The 17,643-nt window shown below is 60.7% G+C and carries 17 protein-coding genes; 2 read left to right on the top strand and 15 right to left on the bottom strand.

What is annotated here, in order from left to right; genetic code table 11:
- Positions 1 to 95: 95 nt before the first annotated feature.
- A complete protein-coding gene (locus CAL25_RS06605; RefSeq protein WP_094799460.1) occupies positions 96 to 1,226 on the bottom strand; it encodes a metallophosphoesterase in 1,131 nt (376 codons plus the stop codon).
- Between the two features lie 360 nt (positions 1,227 to 1,586).
- On the opposite strand from CAL25_RS06605, the gene CAL25_RS06600 reads away from it, so the two are divergent.
- Both CAL25_RS06600 and CAL25_RS06595 read left to right on the top strand, forming a co-directional pair.
- Positions 1,587 to 2,375 (top strand): SDR family NAD(P)-dependent oxidoreductase, encoded by a 789-nt coding sequence (locus CAL25_RS06600; protein ID WP_212590876.1) that lies wholly within the window; start codon positions 1,587 to 1,589, stop codon positions 2,373 to 2,375.
- A 63-nt stretch (positions 2,376 to 2,438) separates the two neighbouring features.
- Entirely contained in the window at positions 2,439 to 3,380 is a 942-nt protein-coding gene (locus tag CAL25_RS06595) for an aldo/keto reductase (protein ID WP_094799156.1), read from the top strand.
- Between the two features lie 92 nt (positions 3,381 to 3,472).
- Here CAL25_RS06595 and CAL25_RS06590 read toward each other — a convergent pair whose 3' ends face one another.
- From CAL25_RS06590 to CAL25_RS06525, 14 genes are all read right to left on the bottom strand, one after another.
- Entirely contained in the window at positions 3,473 to 4,006 is a 534-nt protein-coding gene (locus CAL25_RS06590) for a LysR substrate-binding domain-containing protein (protein WP_094799155.1), read from the bottom strand.
- The gene (locus CAL25_RS06585) at positions 3,954 to 4,688 is read right to left on the bottom strand and encodes an HpcH/HpaI aldolase family protein (RefSeq protein ID WP_170948414.1); all 735 of its coding nucleotides are present in this window, start codon (positions 4,686 to 4,688) and stop codon (positions 3,954 to 3,956) included. Before CAL25_RS06585 ends, CAL25_RS06590 begins: the two co-directional genes overlap by 53 nt.
- A 101-nt stretch (positions 4,689 to 4,789) precedes the next feature.
- The gene (locus CAL25_RS06580) at positions 4,790 to 5,371 is read right to left on the bottom strand and encodes a hypothetical protein (protein WP_094799153.1); all 582 of its coding nucleotides are present in this window, start codon (positions 5,369 to 5,371) and stop codon (positions 4,790 to 4,792) included.
- Positions 5,368 to 6,363 carry a Bug family tripartite tricarboxylate transporter substrate binding protein gene (locus tag CAL25_RS06575; RefSeq protein ID WP_094799152.1) on the bottom strand — a complete coding sequence of 332 codons (996 nt, stop codon included), beginning with the start codon at positions 6,361 to 6,363 and terminating at the stop codon, positions 5,368 to 5,370. Before CAL25_RS06575 ends, CAL25_RS06580 begins: the two co-directional genes overlap by 4 nt.
- A gap of 40 nt (positions 6,364 to 6,403) precedes the next feature.
- Entirely contained in the window at positions 6,404 to 7,279 is an 876-nt protein-coding gene (locus tag CAL25_RS06570) for an isocitrate lyase/PEP mutase family protein (RefSeq protein ID WP_094799151.1), read from the bottom strand.
- Positions 7,280 to 7,281: 2 nt separating this feature from the next.
- Positions 7,282 to 7,950 (bottom strand): GntR family transcriptional regulator, encoded by a 669-nt coding sequence (locus tag CAL25_RS06565; RefSeq protein WP_094799150.1) that lies wholly within the window; start codon positions 7,948 to 7,950, stop codon positions 7,282 to 7,284.
- A gap of 608 nt (positions 7,951 to 8,558) precedes the next feature.
- Positions 8,559 to 9,314, bottom strand: a complete 756-nt coding sequence (locus tag CAL25_RS06560; RefSeq protein ID WP_094799149.1) for a DUF4131 domain-containing protein — start codon at positions 9,312 to 9,314, stop codon at positions 8,559 to 8,561.
- A gap of 132 nt (positions 9,315 to 9,446) precedes the next feature.
- A complete protein-coding gene (locus CAL25_RS06555) occupies positions 9,447 to 10,844 on the bottom strand; it encodes an amidase (protein WP_094799148.1) in 1,398 nt (465 codons plus the stop codon).
- A 65-nt stretch (positions 10,845 to 10,909) separates the two neighbouring features.
- Positions 10,910 to 11,863: an amidohydrolase family protein gene (locus CAL25_RS06550; protein ID WP_094799147.1), complete on the bottom strand. Its 954-nt coding sequence runs from the start codon at positions 11,861 to 11,863 to the stop codon at positions 10,910 to 10,912.
- 5 nt (positions 11,864 to 11,868) lie between these two features.
- On the bottom strand, positions 11,869 to 12,864 hold the full coding sequence (locus CAL25_RS06545; protein ID WP_170948413.1) for a Bug family tripartite tricarboxylate transporter substrate binding protein: 996 nt from the start codon (positions 12,862 to 12,864) through the stop codon (positions 11,869 to 11,871).
- 73 nt (positions 12,865 to 12,937) lie between these two features.
- Positions 12,938 to 13,738: an enoyl-CoA hydratase-related protein gene (locus CAL25_RS06540; RefSeq protein ID WP_094799145.1), complete on the bottom strand. Its 801-nt coding sequence runs from the start codon at positions 13,736 to 13,738 to the stop codon at positions 12,938 to 12,940.
- Positions 13,728 to 14,927: a CaiB/BaiF CoA transferase family protein gene (locus CAL25_RS06535; protein WP_094799144.1), complete on the bottom strand. Its 1,200-nt coding sequence runs from the start codon at positions 14,925 to 14,927 to the stop codon at positions 13,728 to 13,730. Before CAL25_RS06535 ends, CAL25_RS06540 begins: the two co-directional genes overlap by 11 nt.
- Positions 14,928 to 15,043: 116 nt before the next feature.
- Positions 15,044 to 16,501, bottom strand: coding sequence for an amidase (locus tag CAL25_RS06530; protein ID WP_094799143.1), 1,458 nt, complete (start codon positions 16,499 to 16,501; stop codon positions 15,044 to 15,046).
- 144 nt (positions 16,502 to 16,645) lie between these two features.
- On the bottom strand, positions 16,646 to 17,617 hold the full coding sequence (locus CAL25_RS06525; protein WP_094799142.1) for a Bug family tripartite tricarboxylate transporter substrate binding protein: 972 nt from the start codon (positions 17,615 to 17,617) through the stop codon (positions 16,646 to 16,648).
- Between the last annotated feature and the right edge of the window lie 26 nt (positions 17,618 to 17,643).

Genomic DNA, 17,643 nt, shown 5'->3' with positions numbered 1-17,643 from the left:
ATCGCGGGGCGACAGGTCGCCAGAAAAAAATCCATAGACACAGAGTGAACCCAATGAGTAGGCTCGTGTGCGCCGTTGGCAAAGAGCTGGTTCCGTTATTTGGGCTTTGCGGCGCGCAGCGTGAACTCCGTGATCTCCGCCGGCACCCCCAGCCGAATCGGGAACCCCATCCACAGCGCGATGCCATTGCTGACGTAAAGTTTCATCGGGCCAACCTCGTACATTCCCGAGACAAAGCCTTGGTTGGCGTACTTGCCGATTTGATTCAGGCCGACAATCATGCCGCCGTGTGTGTGACCAGACAGTTGGAGATCAACGCCTGCCCGAGCGCTTTCGTTAGCGCCTTCGGGACGATGACTCATAAGAATGACAGGCCAGGTAGTAGGCGCGCCACGCATAGCCTCTTCCATGTCGGGACCAACAAATCCGTAGTTGGTGGCAGCCGCGTCGGTCACGCCAACGATCGTGAGTCCTGCCTTCCCAATAGGTAACTCGACGTGGGCGTTCTCGAGAAGCTTGATTCCGACTTCCTCGATCTGCTGACGCCATTTCACATAGTCGAAGTAGTACTCATGGTTGCCTGGAATGCCGAGCACACCGTACTTTGCACGCAGATCCGCCAAGGGCGCGACATCAGATCTGCGGTCCTCGACCGTTCCGTCAATGAAGTCACCAGTGAAGAGAATCAAGTCGGGCGACAAGTTGTTGGTTCGCTCCACGACTTGGCGCACCCACGCTTCAGGGAACAGGCGACTGATATGGGTGTCGGAGAGTTGCACCAACTTGAAACCATCAAGCGATTCGGGAAGATCGGCGATCGGTAAGTCGATATGCCTTACCTCCGGTACTCGTATCGCGTTGGCCACGCCAATCGCAGAGATTACGGCGGCCAAGAACAGCGCCGCTGGCGATACCCACATGCCAAGGCGAGTACGTGCGTTCTTGCCCCGAACGACCCAGGTGACCAGGAGCGCAAGGTCTCCGGCAAGCATGAAGACGAACAAGAGGACGAAAGCGCAAAACAGCCAACCCATGAGAAGTGCGACCCGATACGGCACTTCGAAGGACCACATGTTCCCGTATAGAGCATCGTTGATCCAATGCATCTTAGAGACAACGAGCAGCGCGATGGCAATGAGGGCCGCCCAGACGCGGGCGATAGGTAGTGGCAGGACGAAGCGCCACAACAGATACAGGAAAGCGAGCGAAAACGTAGTGTGGAACACGTGGATATGGGGCAAGTAGACGAGCGGGTCGGTCGCCGGGACCGCTCGATCATATGCGCACGGCGTTCAGGGATTAGTTAGCTTCGTTCAAAGCTTTATCCATTTTTATTCATCAATCAACCCTCTTCCCTTGGCGCTGCCCTACAAGCCCGAGATTCGGCCAATTTCGACAAGCTCACATCCAAGCCTGGCGGATGCCCCGTCGCTTGAAATGGAGGCATGAGTCCATTCCGCCGCTTAAGACTTGTGAATTTTTCTTAACGGAGCATCCGAAGGTGGTCAACACTGAGGTTGAGCTGAAGGCTTACCATCGACCAACGACTTGCGAAGTTGAAAGTTCCTTGAAATTCGATGGAGTGCATGATGAATGTCCAACGCCCCTTAGCTTTAGTGACAGGCAGCTCGTCAGGTATTGGCCTTGAGCTCGCGAAGCAGTGCGCCTCACACGGATACGACGTTGCTATATCGGGGTCGAGTGACCAAATCTTTAACGCAGCTGAGGAGTTGAAGCAGCTTGGCGCTAATGCCTATCCCTACAAAGCGGATGCCGCCACCTTTGAAGGTGTCGAAGGGTTCTGGCAGTTCGTCTCCGAGCTCAGCCGCCCGGTAGAAGCGGCCGTATTGAACGTTGGGATCGCAATCGGTGGACCGTTCGCCGAGAATAGTCTTGAGGACGACCTGCGGGTCGTCGCCATCAACGTGACCGGGACGGTCCACATGGCAAAGCGCGTCGTGCAACATATGGTCCGGAATGGCAAGGGCAAAATTCTGATCGTCTCTTCGGTATCCGCCACCACCCCTACACCCTACGAATCCGTGTACGGTCCTTCGAAGGCCTTTGGCTTCTCCTTTGCTGAAACCATCCGGGAGGAGCTGCGCGGTACCGGCGTATCCGTCACCGCATTGCTGCCGGGCGCTACCAACACAAAGTTTCATGAAAACGCAGGCTTGGCCAATAGCCCCATCGGCAAGCGAGAGAAATTCGACAAGGCGATCGTGGGCAAGATGGGCTACGAAGCATTGATGGGCGAACTCGATCATGTCGTGAGCGGCGACGAATCGACTTTGCGTAGTGCAATCGAGAATCGACTTCTTTCGGAGCCGGTTAAAGCACAGCGGCACGCCAAGGCAACAAAGCTGTTCAACTAGTGGCGCCCGAGCAAATTTCTGCACAGTTGCTCCGCGGGGAAATACCCCCCTATCTTTAGAACGATGAAACAGCGCAAGCTTGGAAACAGCGAGTTGATGGTGTCAGCCATAGGGTTTGGCTGCATGGGCCTGAGCTATGGGCTTGGCCCGCCCGTGGAACGCAGCCAGGCAATCGCTCTAATTCGGCAAGCTATCGACCTAGGCGTAAATTTCTTCGATACGGCTGAGCTCTACGGCCCTCACCTGAACGAAGAAGTAGTGGGAGCAGCGGTAGCGTATGCACGCGACAAGATCACTCTTGCCACCAAGTTCGGCTTCACATACGAGGGTGCGAGCCGAATTCCATTGAGGGACAGCAGACCTGATCATATTCGGCGGTCTGTCGAAGGCTCCCTACGCCGATTGAAGACAGATTACATTGACCTGCTGTATCAACATCGTCTCGACCCTGCTGTCCCTATCGAAGACGTCGCGGGAGCAGTACAAGACCTGATAGTGGCGGGAAAAGTGCGATTCTTTGGACTCTCTGGTGTTGACGCGGCATCGATCAAACGCGCGCACGCAGTCCATCCGGTGACAGCTGTCCAGAACGAGTACTCTTTATGGAGCCGTTCAAGCGAGGAAGAGGTACTCCCTCTCCTAGAACAGCTTGGCATCGGCCTGGTTCCCTTTAGTCCTCTAGGTAAGGGATTTCTTACTGGGAAGATTTCGGCAGGAGTCGAGTTCCCGTTGGAAGACAGGCGCCGACTTTTGCCACGCTTCTCGCCCTCGGCGATCTCGTCTAACTCGGTCGAGATCGCCAGGCTAAAGAAAATCGCCAAACGCCACGGAGCCACACCAGCACAACTATCGTTGGCTTGGCTGCTCCACCAAAGTCCTATCCTCGTTCCGATTCCTGGCACGACTCGCCCCTCCCATCTAGAAGAGAACGTAAAGGCCATATGCCTTGTGCTCTCCGCAGAGGAAGTTGAAGAGATCGGCGCGATCGACGCCTTTGCATACTAGCGAGTCCGCCATTGAGCCAGCAAGTCGCGACAGATAACCTCAATTCAACGCTTGCGCACGCGCTCGGTTGCGCCTTTCTCGCCACCAAGTGCTTAAGTCGGGGGTTGCTCTCTCAACATGTCGATGAGCTCTCTTAGGCCTGTTGGGGTCTGCCGGTGCCCCGGATAGTAGATGTAAAAGGCGGGCTCAACTGGAGCCCAGTCCGATAGTACGACCTGAAGCTCGCCACGAGCCAGCTGATCTTCAATACGTTGCTCCAGACAGTAGGTGATCCCAGCCCCCGAGGTCGCCATCTCGACACCAAACATGGTTTCGTTTACGCAGAGTTGGCCCGGCACCTCTACGGACAGTCGCTCGCCGTTTTTCTCAAATTCCCAGCGGTAGATCACCCCCTCTCCGGTGCGAATTTGGATGCAGTTATGGTCCTTCAGGTTCTCAGGCTTCGTAATGGGCGCACGTCGGTTCAGGTACTTGGGAGCCGCCGCAGCCACCCATCTCAATGGCGAGACTATCCGCACGGCAACGAAGTCCTCAGGGACAGTGCCGCCAAACGCGACGCTGTCCCGGGGCAGTTCATGGCCCGTTAACCGTGTCCGCCATGCGAAGGACTGCAGCCCGCACCGCACGCCCTAGTAGTAGGGCGTCGGATCCCAAGGAGACAAACTGGGCACCATTATCGATGTAGCGCTGGTACAAACCAGCGTTGTCGCCCAACCCCGCGACGCCCCATTTTCGACCGTACTTAGCGCAAACCTTGCGTATGCGAGTCACCGCCTTAATGATCGATGCATGGTCGTAGTCGCCGGGCACGCCCGCGCTTGAACTCAGGTCATTCATCCCGATCCAGATCAAATCCAAGCCTGGCTCTGCAGCAATTTCGTCGAGCCGGTCAATCGCATCCAACGATTCGATCATCGCAACGAGCAGCGTCCGCGACTCAAGCCATGCTTGCAGCCGATCGGCGGGGAAAGTTGAGTAACCCCAATGGGGTAGCCGATTGACCGAGCCGCGCTGGCCCAGCGGCGGATACCGACACGCCCGGACAGCACGCCGCACATCTTCCGCCGTCTCGACGTGCGGCACGATGATGCCCATCGCACCATTGTCCAAAAGTCTGGCGGCCAAACTGAGGTCACCAGCAGGGATCCGGACCAGCGGTGTAATGCCCGCGTCGAAAGCGGCGAGGCAAATTTGCCCGCAAACAAACGGATCTATCAGCCCATGTTCAAGATCCACGTAAAGGGCATCGACACCCGCGTGCGCTGCGATGCGCGCCACATCTGGCGACGGCACCAACTTGACCGACATACACGTTGCCACTTTGCCGTTCGTCAGCTTGAGAAGTGCCTTGCTCTGCACGACTGGTGGCGTGGCGGGGCTGCTAGAGCGGGCATGGTGTGGCGATCGCGTCATTTTGAGATCATCAGTTGCTTGATCCAGCGATCACCATGAATGGCGATCACGTCCAACTGGTCTGCGTAATACAGGATCTTGCCTTCGAGCGATTCCGGAAAGCGCGGAGCCTGTGGGCTATGCGTCAAAATTATATGCACCACCTTGGCTGAAAGACCGTGGTTAAGCGCAACGTGAGCACACCAGAATGCGTGGGTATATGACTTGCCGATTTCGGTATGGCGCACGCCATCGTCTGTCGGCTCGTACTCCACCATTTTGCTAGCGTCCTGCAACACTGCGGCGGCAATGAGGACGTCGCGATCCACCACAGTGCCGTGGTAGCGAGTAAACGCATCCGCGATGGCCAGAGACATCTCCACCACACATTGCGTATGCGGTAAGTTCGGATATGCAATCTTGCCGGACGTCGGAATTTTGTCAAAGGTCGCGAAACGCGACTGGCCCCACAATTCGTCGAGGACGGCCAATACGGATGCGGCCATGTCACGATCCGCGATCTCATCGATCCAGGGATAAATCGCGAGGAAGTCGACACGCTCACGGTCAGTTCCGACCTTCAATACGGCTTCTCTCATTTTGCCGCTCCCTGACCAGACAGGTTCACACGCTGGGCCACCTCGCTCCAGCGATCAACCTCCGTCGCCACGAATGCATCGAACTGCTTTGGCGTCTGGTAATCCACGTCTACCCCTAGCGCCGTAAGCTTTTGCACTACAGTGGGCTCGACTAGCGCAGCTTTAAGTGCCTCAGACGCCTTGTCGACAATGGCGTCGGGTGTTCCGACCGGCACGACGATGGCGTACCATCCCTCGGCGACGAAATCCTGCCCACTCGCTTCGGAGATGGTTGGTACGTCGGGAAACAGCGCGGTACGATTCTTTCCTGCGACAGCTAGCGCCTTCAGCGTACCCTTTTCGACAAAGGGCTGTGACACACCGACAGTGTTGAAGATGAAATCCACTTGTCCGCCAATCAGATCATTCATGGCGCCTGCATTCCCCTTGTAAGGAACGTTTAGCAGGTCGAGGCCGAATTGCTGAGCCAGCAAGAGACCCGCTATGTATTGCGACGAGCTCTGGAGGCCTGCGAACGAGTACTTGCCCGGATTTGCCTTCGTTTCCTTGAGGAACTCCTTGAAGTTCTGAATCGGCAATCCGGGACGCGCCAAGAGCACGGACTGGTTGTTGCCAATTTTGCCAATGCTGCGCAACTCCTTCTTGGTGTCGAAAGGCATGGATGGCATGATGGCCGGATTGATCACCAGGCTGGGATAGGCGAAATAGAGAGTGTGGCCATCTGGATTCGAACGGGCGACCATCGTTGTGGCGATATTGCCGCCAGCTCCGGGGCGATTTTCCACCGTGACGCTCGCCCCCAAGTGTTTGCCAAAGCTCTCCGCCACGAGCCGAGCCACCGAATCTCCGCCGCCTCCCGGCGTCGAACCCACGATCAGCCGGACGGGCTGGCTGCCCGGATATTCTTCTGCCATCGTCACTTGACCAGTCGCCAACAAGGCGAGCGTCACCCCAGCGCCCCCCAGGGTCCGCTGCCATTTTCCTACGTTCATTTTTGCCTCGCTCCAGCCCTGACAGGGCTTGTGTAATGACTTACTGAAAGGATGCTTCGAGTTCCTCGAGATCGTTCAATCCCATCAATTCGCAGATTTCTTCGAAACTGACCTGCAGATCTTCGCGATTCACTACCCGCGCTTCTTCGAGCACATCGCTTTTGAAAACCTGCATAGCATTGAGCATGCCTCGCAGTGACGCAGCGCTTAACAGGCGCGGGTACGACACTTGGGCCACTCCCAGGTTCCGCAGTTGTGCGGGCGTGATTAATGGTGTCGTGCGGCGGGATCTCAAGCCCAAACCCATGTTGACGGATAGGGGCTTGGGCACGTTGCGAGCTACTCGCTCGATATCGGCTTCACTACCCAATGCATCGGCGAACAAGCAATCCGCCCCTGCCTCCGCATACATGTTGAGCCGGCGTATTGCCTCTTCGAGTCCAACTGGCCCCGCTGCGTCGGTGCGCGCCTTGATGACAAGATCTGGATTGGTACGAGCCGCCACTGCTGCACGAACCTTCCTCACCATATCGTCTGCCGGAATCACTGCCTTGCCGGCCATGTGTCCACAACGCTTCGGGAACACTTGATCTTCGATCATGATTGCCGCGGCGCCGGCTTTCTCAAATTCGCGGATGGTGTAATACACGTTGAGCTCATTGCCGTAACCAGTGTCCGCGTCCGCCTGGAGTAGCAAGCTCGTGCAATTTGCCAGCTTGGAGCAGGTGTCTACGTTATCAGCCAGGCCCAAAATGCCACGATCCGCCAGCCCTAGGCGGCTTTCGGAAACTCCCGCGCCCGAGATCGTGGCGGTCTTAAATCCCATGCGCTCGACGATGCGCGCGCTAAATCCGTCGTACACCCCGGGGGTGACCAAGATGTCATCTGCGTTGATCAGATCTTTGAGTAAGCCCATTTCTATCCTTGCCTGGTTGTCATTTGGCTACGCACGTGCTCCGCAGCACGGCCGATGTGCGAACGCATCAGCGACTCGGCCAGTTCCTTATTGCGGCTCTTCATCGCCATCAGGATCTGGCGATGCTCGTCGTATGCCGTGTCCTTCCTCTCGGGAACGGAGCCTGAACTTGACCTATAAAGCTTGAGGAGCACGAAGGTGTCATCATTGAGAGCCGCACTCAGTCGCGTGTTGCGGCAGGCCTGCGCAATGCGTGCATGAAAATCGAAGCGTTCTCCCATCGCAATCGGATTTCGCCGATAGGCGTCCAACTGGTGTTCAAGCTCTTCTAATTCCGTCTCGGAGATCCGTTCAGTAGCGAGACGACAGGCCATGCCTTCTAGCGCCATTCGAAACTCGAACAGTTCGAGGACCGTGGCACTGTCTAGCGTGATGACCCGCGCTTTCACGTAGGGCACGCGTGTCAGTAGACCGATTCCCTGCAAGCGGTTCACGGCCTCACGCACAGGCCCACGACTCACATTCAAGCGCTTGGCTTCCACGGCCTCGTTAATAGCCTCGCCCGGGCCGATACGACCAGAGTAAATAGCCTGCAGCAAGTCGTCGAAAACTCGATTACTCAGGCCTCTCTCGCCGCCCGCGCCAGATTCGGAAAGAAATTCAGTGTCCATGGCGTCATGTTGGGCTGCCTCACACAAAGTGTCAACACTTTTTGCGATAGCATCGGGTTATCCCTGGAAATACTGACAAAAGTGTCAACTTTTTGAGCGAACCTGTGCTTGCCGCTGAGCTATGGCCGAAGGGACGCCCACGGTTGCCAAAGAAATCCAAGCGGATGCGAGAACCATGCCTCCGACTAGCAGGCCGTCGAAATATCATTGCCGGAACGCGTCCTCCTCTACTCAGCGATGCGTGACGCGGCCCCGCGCTAATGCAGGGTGCGATATGCAGGACGAGCGTGATATTCCGAGCGACCAACTTGATTTCGCGTCTTCAGTCGGGATTTCTCAAGGGTTGTGTCAGAAGCTCCCGCTTTCTCGGCCCAACCGCCGCCATGTGGCTCGTGCCTTCCAACATGCCATCTGCACCCAACGAGCTTTGCTTGCCGGCATAGGGATGCCTTTTGCGCTGCCTGTCCTGGCGCGACGGTCTAGCCAGTTCAAGCTCAAATTGTCTATGCCGTAGCACCTTGGCAACTCCACCGGTTCATGAACTAATTGTTCAGATGAAATTGCCCTGACTTTGCTTTTTCTTCGGAATCAAAGGTTTGCATAAGGAGCTAGTTCAGGTCTATTTTGGTCGGCAACAGCGAAATCCCCGAGCCATCGCCCAGCGCCAGCGCCACCAGCAGCGGCCCCTGCCGCATCTCGCCCAGCACCGCCTGCATGCGCTCGCGCGCGACGTGCCGCAGCCGCTCCACCGCAATCGAAAAACTCGCCCACGGCATGTCGTCCACGCGCGCCGGATTACCACGCACCGACGCCAGCATCCGCACCCCCGCCGCGAACCAACGCCCCTCCTGGTCCGGCAGGAAAGGATTGAGCGCGGCATAGGGCTGCCGCACCACCAGCGTCATGTTCCAACGTTCCCCGGGCGCGGGCGTCGGCACCGGCCGGGTATCACCCGGCAGCGCACGCCACGTCACGAGCGCCTGGCGCGACAAGCCGGGATGCCGCGGCGCATCGATCTCCGCCATGAAGCGGCGCGACCGATCATCGCCTTGCGTAAGCGTGAGAATGCGGGCGGAGGCGACGACGATCTGCTGCTCCAGATGCGCCGGCACAGATTGCGCGAGGCGCGGGAGCGCCTGAGCGATGGCGTTGAGCGTGCCGAGCGCGATACCCAGGCAGCACGCGATGACGAGCCCCAAGATGGCGCCGTGCCGGCTCACGCGCGGCCTCGTGCGCAGGCACGCCAGCAACGCGGCAGCGCCCAGCGCCCCGGCGGCGAGTGCCCCGGCATGCCAGAGCGACGCCTGCACCTGCACGATCCCGGCGCCCGCCACCAGCCCCACCATCACCGCCCTGCCCCGCATCGGCGCCTCCTTTGTCAGGAGGTCGAGGCTAGCGGGGCGGGTGGGGTTTGGGGGTGCGGTGGGAGGTTGTTGGCCGGTGGGGGATGCCGAGGGTGGTCCGGCGGGCGCCGCCGCCAGCGCCTCCGCCCCCTCCTAGACCGACCGCAGCCACCGGGACATATCTGGCAACCCCCGCGGCCCGAGCTCAGCCTCGCAGGCCACCGACATTCCCAATAAGCGCGCCTCCTGCCCAGCCGGCACCAACAATTGCAAGGCGGCCGGGAGCGGCGCATGGTGGTGGCCGAGCGGCACCGCACTTGCACAGAGATCGAACACGTTCGCCGGCCGCGTAGGCCCCAGGCAGCTGCGCTCCATCGCCTCTTCGGCCTCGCCACTCGGCCAATCGCCGGGGTAGATCGGCGGAAAATGCTGCTTGGCAGGTGCGATCCACGCGGCGATGTCGTGGAATGCCGCATGCACTTGAGCAAGCAGCGTCTGACGCCGGCGTTGTGCGGCCTCGTAGCGCGCTGCCGACACTTCCAGCCCGGCGGCCAGTCGATGCGCAACGTCGGGATTCAGTTGCGCCCGCATTTCCGTGAACCGCTCCCTGCCCAGCATGGCAATCGCTTCATGGCGTGCCACAACAGAGTAGATCGCGTCCGTTTCGCGAAGTGCGGGTATATCGAATGGCACCATCCGCACGCCGCCCGCAACCAGGGCGTCCAGCCCGGACTGTAGGCACGCAGCCATCCTCGGGTCGATCCCGTCGAAGAAATAGTCTTGAGGCAAGCCCAGTTTCAGTGTGCCCAAGTCGACGCTCGGCACGACCTGGCCGGATAGGGCTCCCCACGCAAGCGCGACGTCGGTCGCGCGCGGCGCGATCAGACCCAGCGAGTCGAAGCTTCGGCTCATGGAGAACATGCCGCCGTCATGCGGCATCATGTGGCGGCCGAACTTCATGCCGAAGATGCCGCAGAACGCCGCGGGTCCCCGCACCGATCCTCCGGTGTCGGTGCCGACTGCCATCGCGCACAGCCCCGCCGCGACGGCGACGGCCGAGCCGCTCGACGAGCCGCCTGGAACGCGATAGTGAAGTGAATCCATGGGATTGCGCGGCGTGCCACGCCGGTAGTTGGTGCCGGCCGACCCCAGCGCAAATTCGACGGTCTGCGTCTTGCCGAGGATGACACAGCCGGCACGCCGTAAGCGGCCGACGAAGCCGCCCTCCACACCGACGAGATCGTCGACCTCGACATCGGAGCCGACCCGGGTGGGCATGCCCGTCACGGCCAGAACGTCCTTCACCGCCACCGGCACGCCCATGAGCGGCCCAAGATCGATGCCACCGGCCAGAAGCGCGTCCAGTCCCGCAGCCGCACGCAGCGCCGAATCCGCGTCGACGTGGGTGTAGGCGCGTAACTGATCGTCCAGTTGCCCGATACGCTCCAGGTACGCTTGCACCGTATCGACGACGGTAGTCTGGCCGGCGCGCAGACGCCTGCCATAGGCAGCGAGGCCTGCCCCGCCGACCGGATCCGTTGGCAAATTCAAGTTTGTCTCTCAGGGGCGGAGTTTGGCCAGCGGCAGAGCTGCGCCTGCCGCCGCATTCGGCACGATCAGCGATGCCAGAACAGCCGCTGCGGCGTATGCACCAGGATGGTCTCCCGTGTTGCTGCGCATGGCACCCACTGCTCGAGGAGATCGACCAGCGCCCCGTCGTCGGGCATGAGGTCGGCAGGACTCGACGTGTGAGGCCAGTCGCTACCCCATAGCAGGCGTTCGGGATTGCTGGCCACCAGCTGTTCGTGCATGGGCCGCACGTCGTCGTAGCGGTCGCGGTCATCCGATTGACGGTTCTGCGCGGAGAGCTTGGCGTACACGAGCCCCTCACCTACTAGCCGGAGCAGCGCCTGGAACGCGGGATCGGATGCGCCCCGCGATGCGGGCAGGCTCAGGACATGATCGACCACAACCGGCGCCTGTCGTCCCAGTGCGGCGACCTCGTCGACGATGTCGGGCAGCAGCCGCCAGTCGATCCACAATTGCACGACCCAGCCCAGGTCGCGCATCGTCGGCAGGAACGTTTGCAACACATCCCACCCAACGCCCCGCAGATAGGTGGGCTGATTCGACTTCGCAAACAGATGAAAGCGCAGACCGCGTATGCCGGCAGCATCCCAGCGCTTGAGTTCCGCCGGACCCACGCGGGTATCGGTGATGCAGACACCGCGCAGCCGGCGAGGTTCGCGCTCGACGGCGTCGATCACTACGCGGTTATCGTAGCCATGAGAGTTTCCCTGCACGATGACACCGCGATCCAGACCAAGGTGATCGAGCAGCGACAGATAGCGCTCCAGCGGCGCCTCGGGCGGTGTGTAGCCACGCCCCTCCGTGTAGGGAAAGCGATCGATGGGGCCGAAGAGATGGGCGTGACTATCGCACGCACCGGGGGGCGGCCTCCATCCCGGCCGTCGAGGATGTTCAAGCGGCCCCGCGATCGGCGGCGGCTCGGCGGAGTGCGAGGTGTTCGTGTGCGCCGCTGTCTGGCCTTGGTCTTTTGTGTCGTTCATCTTAGTTAACCCAGTTTGATACCCGCGCTTTTTATAAGCCGGCCCCACCGTTCCCTTTCGTCAGCCAGGAACCGGCCGAACTCTTCTGGCGTATTTTTAGACGTGAGCGCGCTGAAGAAATCGGTGCGCTTACGAATCTCGAGGTCGGCGATGGTGGTATTAAGCGCGCCGTTCAACGCCAGCACAAGGTTCTGCGGCGTGCCCTTCGGTGCGAAGACGCCGTTCCACTCGTACACAACGAATCCCGGCAGCACCTCTTCAACCGCCGGCAGCGACGGAAACTGTGACAGGCGCCCTTCAGCGGTATGGGCAATGGCCTTCACCGCTCCGCTCTGAATGTAGGAGGTGCAGGCGGCTGCATTGCTGAAGTAAAACTTGACGTGGCCGCCCGCGACATCGGCCAATGCCTGGGAGCCGCCCTTATACGCGATGTGGTTCAGCTTGATTCCAGCCTGCCGCTGGAACATTTCCAGCCCCAGGTGCTGGACAGTGCCATTGCCCGACGACGCGAAATCGAGGCCGCCTGGCGTCGATTTCGCCAGGGCAATGATCTCCGCCACCGTATTCGCCTCGACCGAGGGATGGGTGACAAGGATGTTCGGCAACCGCGCAGCCAGAAAGACAGGCACGAAATCTGTCGTCGTGTAAGGCAGTTTGGGGTACAGAAACGGGTTGATCGCGTGGCCGGTGGCATCGTAGAGAAAGGTCTGACCGTCCGGCGCCGCGTTCGCCACGACGGCGGCGCCGATCGTGCCTCCGGCGCCAGGCCTATTCTCGATGACGAAAACTTCGCCGAGCTCGGCGCTCGCCCGAGCGAGCAGAATGCGGCCAAGATTGTCCGCGCCGCCGCCCGCGGGATAAGGCAGCACGAATCTGACCTGTTTGGCCGCGGCAAACACGTCGCGGGTCGCGAACGGCGCCATGGCGAGCAATGTCATGCATTGGCGTCGCGTTATTGAAATGGTCATGGTCTCCCCCTGATTGTTGTGGGTCTTGTTCAACGGCACACCGGGAAGCGCGCCGTGGATCGGCGCCCACATCCTCGAGCAAGTCGAGCACGTGAGCGCTCGAGGTCTAACGTCCGGTGAACTGGGGCGCGCGCTTGGCCGTAAACGCATTACGGCCCTCGACATAGTCGTTGCTCGTGAAGCAGCGCATGATCGCCTCCTGGCTCGCCTGACGACCCTGATCGAACCCGCGGGCGCCGGCGTCGATGGCGATCTTGCTCGCCTCATGCGTGAGCGGTGCCAGCCCGGCGATCTCGGCGACGAGCTGTTCAAAATCGGCATCGGCAAGAATTCGCGTCACGAGCCCCATTCGAAAGGCCTCGGCGCTGTCGTAGCGGCGCGCGGTGAACATGATCTCTTTGGCATTGGCGGGACCGACCATCCAGCCCAGCCGCTGCAGCCAGAGCTCGTTGTAGCCCACGCCGACCTTCCCCGCCGGAATGCAGAACGTCGACTCCTCAGTGCTGTAGCGCATGTCGCAGTGCAGCGCGAGGGCGACCCCCCCACCGAAACAATAGCCACGCACCCGTGCCACGGTCGGCGTCCGCGCCGCAGCCAGCGCGGCGATCGCCCGGTCGACGTTGTCGTTGTACAGCTTCACCTTATCGGGGGTGTCGCGCTTCTCGCCGAACTGAGAAATGTCAGACCCCGACGCAAAGGCGGTGCGACCCGCACCTTCGACGACGATGACCCGAACCTTCGGATCGGCGTCGAGTCGGTCGATTTGCGCTGGCAGGCTCGACCACATGTCGAAGGTCAGCGCGTTCTTTTTGGGCTGGTTATCGATCACCAGTCGGCCGATAGCGCCATCGATGCGAGCATGGATCGTCGGCACAGCGTCACGCCGCATCAAAACATCAGATGACATGGTTTTCCTTTAATTGGCGGATGTGTTCTTCGGTCAGCCCAGCCTCGGACAGGATCTCTTTGGTGTGTTCGCCCGGCATGGGCGCCACGCGCGCCAGCGCGGCGACGTGACGGCTCGTGCGATACGGCTGCCCCACCAGCCCGATGTCCCCGAGCTGGGGGTGATTCACGGGCCATCTCACACCCAGATGCTTCACCTGCGGATCATCGAAGGCCTGGTCGATGCGGTTAACCGCACCGCAGGCCAGGCCGGCCTCATTGAGAAGCGCGATCCAATGGGCCGTCGTGTCACCCGAGAAAATCTCCGAAAGCTCGGTGTTCAACTGGTCTCGATGCGTCGAGCGCGCGATGTTCGTCTCGAATCGCGGATCGGTCAGCCAGTCTTCGCGGCCCAGCGTTTTGCACAGACGGGTCCACATGACCCGGCCGGATACGCAGATGCAGATCATGCCGTCACGGGTGGCGAAGTTGCCAGTGGGAATGATCGTGGGATGATCGTTGCCCGCCTGCGTGGGCACCTCGCCCGCCACCAGCCAGCGCGCGCACTGAAAGTCCATCACGGAGAGCAGCGACTCGAGCAGCGAGGTTTGAATCCACTGGCCTTTTCCGCTGCGCTCGCGATCCAGCAGCGCCATCAGGATGCCCATCGCCGCATACATGCCGGCGGTCGTGTCGGCGATGGCGATGCCCGCGCGGACCAGTCCGTGACCCGGAATGCCGGTCACCGACATCATCCCCGTCATGCCCTGAATGATCTGGTCGTAGCCTGGCCGCCGCGCATAGGGGCCATCCTGTCCGAACCCGGAAATGCTTGCGTAGACCAGCCGGGGATTGATGGCGCTCAGCGTGTCGTAATCGATGCCCAGGCGCTTCTTGACGTCCGGCCGATAGTTTTCGACCACCACATCCGCGTTCGCCGCCAGCGCTTTCAGGATGCGCACACCCTCCGGGGACTTGAGGTTGAGCGTCAGGCTGCGCTTGTTGCGATGCAGGTTCTGGTAGTCGGGCCCAAGTCGGATGCCGCCCATTTCGGTCTCATTGCCTTCGTCGATGGGCTCCTCGATTTTGATCACATCGGCGCCCCAATCGGCCAGCTGACGGACGGCCGTCGGACCTGCGCGCACTCTCGTCAGATCGAGTACGCGAAACGGGTGCAGCGGTAGCGAGGGTGTTGCGGTCGAACGATTCATCAATTCACTCCAGGAGCCGCTCTTGTCGATCAAAAGCGATCGTTTCTCAATTCTTATGTTCGCTTTTCACGAACATCTTGGCCGAGTACCGGCGTTGAGGCCATCTAAGGCCCTATTCACTCATTCGGGGGGACATCACCGGATCGAGGATCAATCGGGACGCCGTCGCTGACACGTGCGATGCGCTCGAACAATGCCGCGGCCTGAAGCAAGCGGTCTTCACGATGCGGCGGTGAAACGAGCTGCAGGCCGAGCGGTCGGCCGAACCGGTCGAAACCGCACGGAATCGACAAGGCAGGACATCCGGTGAGCGTGATCGCGCCATTGAGCATTGACCCCGCGAGGTAGTTGTCGAGCTTGGTACCCGCGATCGTGGCCGGATGGCGCAGGTTGACGTCGAAAGCTGGCGTCGACGCGCCCGGCGTGACGAACAGGTCGTAGCGCTCGAACAGGCTCATCATCTGTCGGAAGAACGCCGCGCGCTGTCTCTGCGCCCAGGCGATCCGCGACGGGGTGGTCTTCAAACCTATTTCCGTATTCCAGATAATGTCGGCCTTGATCTGGTCTGCGTGCGCATCGATCAGCAGCTCACGATCAACGACAAAGGCCTGGCTGCGCAGAATCAACGCCGCCTCGGCCAGCTCGCCGATGTCCGGGCTGACTTCATCGATCTCGCAACCCAATGCTTCGAACGCCCGCACCGCGCGGGCGCACAGGTCGCGCGTCTCTTTATCGACCGGCACTTTGCCGCCGAAGTCAGGGCAGTAGGCAACGCGCCGCGGCGGCGCCTGTTCGGCCGACGCAACGGCATCGACATACGATCGACGGGGCGCATCATGAGTGAGCGGGTCATACAGACAGCGCCCTGCCATGGCATCGAGAAACAGCGCTAGATCGGGAACGTTGCGCGCGATCGGCCCTTCGACCATTAATGGAGAGAACAGATCGTCCACCGCCCCCCTCGTGACCCTGCCGGGCGAGGGGCGCAGCCCGACCACCGCGCAGTAGGTTGCGGGACGGCGCAGACTGCCGTTCATATCGTTGCCATGAGACAGCCAGGCTTCCCCGGTCGCGACGGACACCGCGGCTCCACCCGAGCTTCCGCCGCAGGTCAGCGCCGTGTTCCAGGGGTTTCGCGTCTGCCCGAATACCGTGTTGAATGTCGAGGCTCCGGCCGCGAACTCCGGCGTGTTGGACTTGGCGATGACAATGCCGCCCTGTCTCTCGAGACGCGTAACCAGCGGATGAGAGACGCCGGGAACGTGGTCTTTGAAGATCGGCGATCCGTATGTCGTACGCACCCCCGCGACATCCGTCATGTCCTTGATCGTGATCGGCAAACCCGCCAGCCAGCCGGCGCTCGGGTCTGCGGTTGTAGCCGCGCCACGCATCAGTTCGGTCGCATGCGCCCTTGCCCGATCGAAACACAAGGTCGGCAGCGCATTCACCAGAGGCTCCACCTCAGCGATGCGGGCCTGTGCGGCATCGATCAGGTCGAGAGGCGAGACGTCGCCTCGCCGCAGCGCTTCGACCGCTTGCGTGGCCGTGAGTCGAATCAGTTCGTTGGTGCTCATCGTCAGACAGATACAGGATGCAAAGTTAAAGCGGCTGCCCTTCGCCGCACGAGAGATGGAGGCCCCTACCGGCCGGATCAGCGTGGAGTCGCGCCCACCCCAACGATCGATAAGTAGGAACGCTCGCTTTCAGCGCAGGGCAGATCAAAGTGTTTCCTTGGCGATCCCGACGCGCTTGACCACATCTCGCCAATACTCAATTTCGTCTTGCATGCGCAACCGGAAAGGCTCCGGCCCGCCGGGCATCGCCGAGATGCCCAGCCCCTGGAAGGTCTTCTTGACCGCGTCGGTCTCGAGCGCCTGATTCAGTGCGGCGTTCAAGCTTTTGACCACGTCGTCAGGCGTGTCGCTACGCACGATCATTCCATACCAGGCGGGGCGATTCAGGCCCGGGTGGCCCAACTCTTCATACGTGGGGATGTCCGGAAACGCGTCGAGCCGCTTGGGAGCCTGGATCGCGACCGCGCAAATCTTGCCGCTCTTCAGGTGGGCTTGCGACGAGCTGATGTTGTCGAATACGACGTCGATGACCCCGCCATACAGATCGGTAATCGCAGGGGCCAGGCCGCGATACGGCACATGCATCATCTTCACGCCGACTTCATTCATGAACGCCTCGGCCGACATGTGCCCCAACGTCCCGGCGCCGGGCGAGCCAAACTTATAGTCGCCGGGCCTCTCCCTGAGCTTGGTGACCAGCGTTTCGAATTTGCAGTCCGGCACCAGGTCCTTTCTGGTCAGCACAACGCCGGGCGCCAGCGCTATGCCGCCGACCGACTTGAAATCCTTGAGCGGATCGTAAGGGAGGTTGTTGTAGTAATTGACGGCAACGCCATGCGACGTCCCCGTTGCAATGCCGACCGTATAACCGTTGGGCGGCGCGCTGAGCACATAGCGCAGGCCGATCAGGCCGCTCGCCCCCGACCGATTCTCGACGACCAGCGACTCCCCAAGGGCCGCGCCCATCTGCGCCTGAATCGCACGCACGATGAGATCGGTCGGGCCGCCGGGCGCCATCTGCACCACAGCCGTGACGGGCTTGGTGGGAAAGTCCCGAGCCTGAACCACGCAGGGAAGAAAGGCTGCAAGAGCCATGCTCGTCAAAAGCCGCTTCATTGTGTCTCCTCGGTTTGCGGATGCTC

This window comes from Bordetella genomosp. 5, from assembly GCF_002261315.1.
Lineage (GTDB): Bacteria > Pseudomonadota > Gammaproteobacteria > Burkholderiales > Burkholderiaceae_B > Bordetella.
The sequence above is the reverse complement of the archived record's forward strand: the minus strand, read 5'-3'. Positions and strand labels throughout refer to the sequence as shown.